We start from the raw sequence: 2,898 nt of genomic DNA, 5'->3' as shown, positions 1-2,898 counted from the left end.
AGGTAGCTATGTTTAAAGAAGACCAGATAGATGAGGTCAAGAAAGGAACAGGGGTCTGGAAACGGGAATTATCTTCCCAGTTTTCCCTGATGCCGGAACGAAAAAAACGATTTTCCACGGTTTCCGATTTGGAGATAAAAGACCTTTATACCCCGGAAGATATCTCGGATATGGATTTTGAAAAGGATATTTCTTTCCCTTGTTCTTATCCTTTTACCCGCGGGGTCCAGCCATCCATGTACCGGGGCCGCCTGTGGACCATGCGCATGTTTGCCGGACTGGGTTCGGCCGAAAATACCAATAAGCGTTTTCACTATTTGGTGCAACAGGGGCAAACCGGTTTGTCCACGGCCTTTGATATGCCTACCCTTATGGGCTACGACACCGATTCTCCGATGGCCCGGGGAGAATGCGGAAAATGCGGGGTGGCCATTGATACCTTGAAAGATATGGAAATTCTCTTTGAAGGTTTGCCGATCGACCGCATTACCACTTCGATGACTATCAACCCTCCGGCCTCAGTGATCTGGGCCATGTATATCGCCATGGCTGAAAAAAGAGGCATCCCCAGAAACAAGCTGGGCGGAACTATTCAGAATGATATGTTGAAAGAATTCGCTGCCCAAAAGACCTTTATGTGTCCCCCCAGGCCATCGGTACGATTGGTGGTGGACACGGTCGAATTCGGAACCAAAGAAGTCCCCCGCTGGAATACTATCAGCATCAGTGGCTATCATATCCGGGAGGCCGGCTCCACCGCCGTTCAGGAACTGGCCTTTACCCTGGCTGACGGGTTGGCTTATGTTCAAGCTGCGGTCGAGCGGGGTCTGAAGGTGGATGATTTCGCCCCCCGCCTTTCTTTTTTCTTTAATGCCCACGTTGATTTTTTTGAAGAAATCGCCAAATACCGGGCCGCTCGCAGGATGTGGGCCCGGTTTATGAAGGAACGTTTTAAGGCCCAAAACCCCAGGTCCTGGTGGCTGCGTTTTCATACCCAGACGGCCGGTTGTTCGCTGACCGCCCAGCAACCCTATAATAATGTCATCCGAACCGCTCTCCAAGCCCTGTCAGCCGTTCTGGGAGGGACCCAATCGCTGCATACCAATTCTCTGGATGAGGTCCTGGCCATACCGACCGAAGAAGCAGCGACGATTGCCTTACGAACCCAACAAATCATCGCAGAAGAATCAGGTGCGGCCAACACTATTGATCCCTTGGGAGGTTCTTATTTTGTCGAAGCCCTGACTAATGAGATGGAGGCCAGGGCTATGGAGTACATTCAGAAAATTGATGATCTGGGCGGAATGGTCGAGGCCCTGGAACGGCATTACCCCCAGATGGAGATCGCCGATGCGGCCTATAAGTTTCAGCAGCAGATCGACCGGCGGGAAAAAATTATGGTAGGCGTCAATAAATACGAGACCGAAGAGGCCCCGCCGGTGGAGATTTTGAAAATAGATCCGGATTTGGAAACACGGCAGACTGCCCGTACCCAGGCTGTCAAAAATGATCGGAACAGTAAAAAAGTTCGCCAATGTCTGGATCGGTTGGGTGATGCCTGTGCCGGTCAGGAAAATATCATGCCTTTTCTGATCGAGGCCGTCAAAGAACAGGCCACCTTGCAGGAATGTTGTGATGTATACCGAAAGGTTTTCGGCGTTTATCGCGATCCGGGAATCTACTGATTGGGGATTTCGGATTGTGGATTGCGGAATTAAAGACCCGGCAAAACAATCCAGGTAATCCAGTAAATCCTGTCTAAGAAAAGGATGAAAATTGTATGAAACAGGAACGAAAGATCAGGATATTGGTCGGAAAACCCGGACTGGACGGACACGATCGCGGGGCTCGTATTATCGCCAGGGCCTTTAGGGATGCCGGGTTTGAAGTAGTCTACACCGGATTGCATCAGACGCCGGAACAGATCGTTCAGGCCGCCATCCAGGAGGACGTGGACCTGATTGGTTTATCCAGTCTGGCCGGGGCCCATAACTATTTATTCCCTCAGGTTCTGGATCTGCTTAAAGAAAACGGGGCCGAAGATATCGCTCTGATCGGCGGCGGGATCTTCCCCGAGGAGGATATTCAATCCTTAAAACAAATGGGGGTCAAAGAAATCTTTACCCCCGGATCTAAGCTGGACAGCATTGCCGACTGGGTAAGAGAAAATATCAAACCGAGATAAATTTTTACACTATTAATCTTAGAATGTTTCCCAAACGTTCTATTATAAAACTCCCTCGGACCCTACTCCCCTTGAATCCTTGACTCCTTGACTCCTTGAACCATTCGCTCATCACCAAATCTTTTGGCGATGAGCTTATTATTTTTTCCCTTCCTTCAGTTGGATCAATACCTGTTCCAGATCTTTTAAGGCCTGTCCATAGGCTGTCCAGTTTTCCTGCTTCAAGGCGTTTCGAGCCTTTTGATAGTGCTGCCAGGCCAGACTACCCAGGGATTGGGAGGGTTGGGATTTTCCTTCGGTTGCAGGCAGGGCGCTTAATTCTTCCTTTGGCTTCTTCATATCCTGCCCGAAGATACGACCCAGGGATTTTTCCATGGTTTCTTCCATGGCGATCTGGTTTTCATAGGCCACGATGACCCGTTTAAGTTCAGGGATCTGGCCGCTCTCGGCCTTGATATACAAGGGTTGAACATAAATCAGGGACCCTTCGATAGGGATGACCAGAAGGGTTCCCAGGGTCACCTTTGAACCGCGCTGGTCCCACAAGGAGAGCTGCCGGGAAATTTCCGGATCCTGGTTGATGCGGGATTCAATCTGCTTAGGACCATAGACCAGTCGTTGCTTGGGAAAACGATAGACCACAAATTTTCCGAAATCAGGAAAATCGCACTTAACGGCCATCCAGGCGGCCATGTTGTCCTTTTTCTGGGGGG

Annotated in this window: 3 protein-coding genes; 2 read left to right on the top strand and 1 reads right to left on the bottom strand. The window is 50.1% G+C overall.

Features of this window, described 5'->3' with window-relative positions; genetic code table 11:
- Positions 1–8: 8 nt before the first annotated feature.
- Together ACYC56_RS14200 and ACYC56_RS14195 are read left to right on the top strand one after the other, a co-directional pair.
- On the top strand, positions 9–1,685 hold the full coding sequence (locus ACYC56_RS14200; protein ID WP_461374825.1) for an acyl-CoA mutase large subunit family protein: 1,677 nt from the start codon (positions 9–11) through the stop codon (positions 1,683–1,685).
- Between the two features lie 95 nt (positions 1,686–1,780).
- The gene (locus ACYC56_RS14195; protein WP_461374824.1) at positions 1,781–2,185 is read left to right on the top strand and encodes a cobalamin B12-binding domain-containing protein; all 405 of its coding nucleotides are present in this window, start codon (positions 1,781–1,783) and stop codon (positions 2,183–2,185) included.
- A gap of 138 nt (positions 2,186–2,323) precedes the next feature.
- Here the strand turns inward: ACYC56_RS14195 and ACYC56_RS14190 are convergent.
- Positions 2,324–2,898: UPF0182 family protein (locus tag ACYC56_RS14190; RefSeq protein ID WP_461374823.1), on the bottom strand; the 575-nt coding region annotated here is incomplete at its 5' end.

The sequence above is a fragment of the Candidatus Aquicultor sp. genome (assembly GCF_054640775.1).
Note: the sequence above shows the minus strand (reverse complement) of the source record. Positions and strands in the feature narration are given on the sequence as shown.

What these genes read in the sequence shown, in the direction of transcription:
- ACYC56_RS14200 (WP_461374825.1), top strand. Translation starts at nt 9, where the DNA reads ATGTTTAAAGAAGACCAGATAGATGAGGTCAAGAAAGGAACAGGGGTC.
- ACYC56_RS14195 (WP_461374824.1), top strand. Translation starts at nt 1,781, where the DNA reads ATGAAACAGGAACGAAAGATCAGGATATTGGTCGGAAAACCCGGACTG.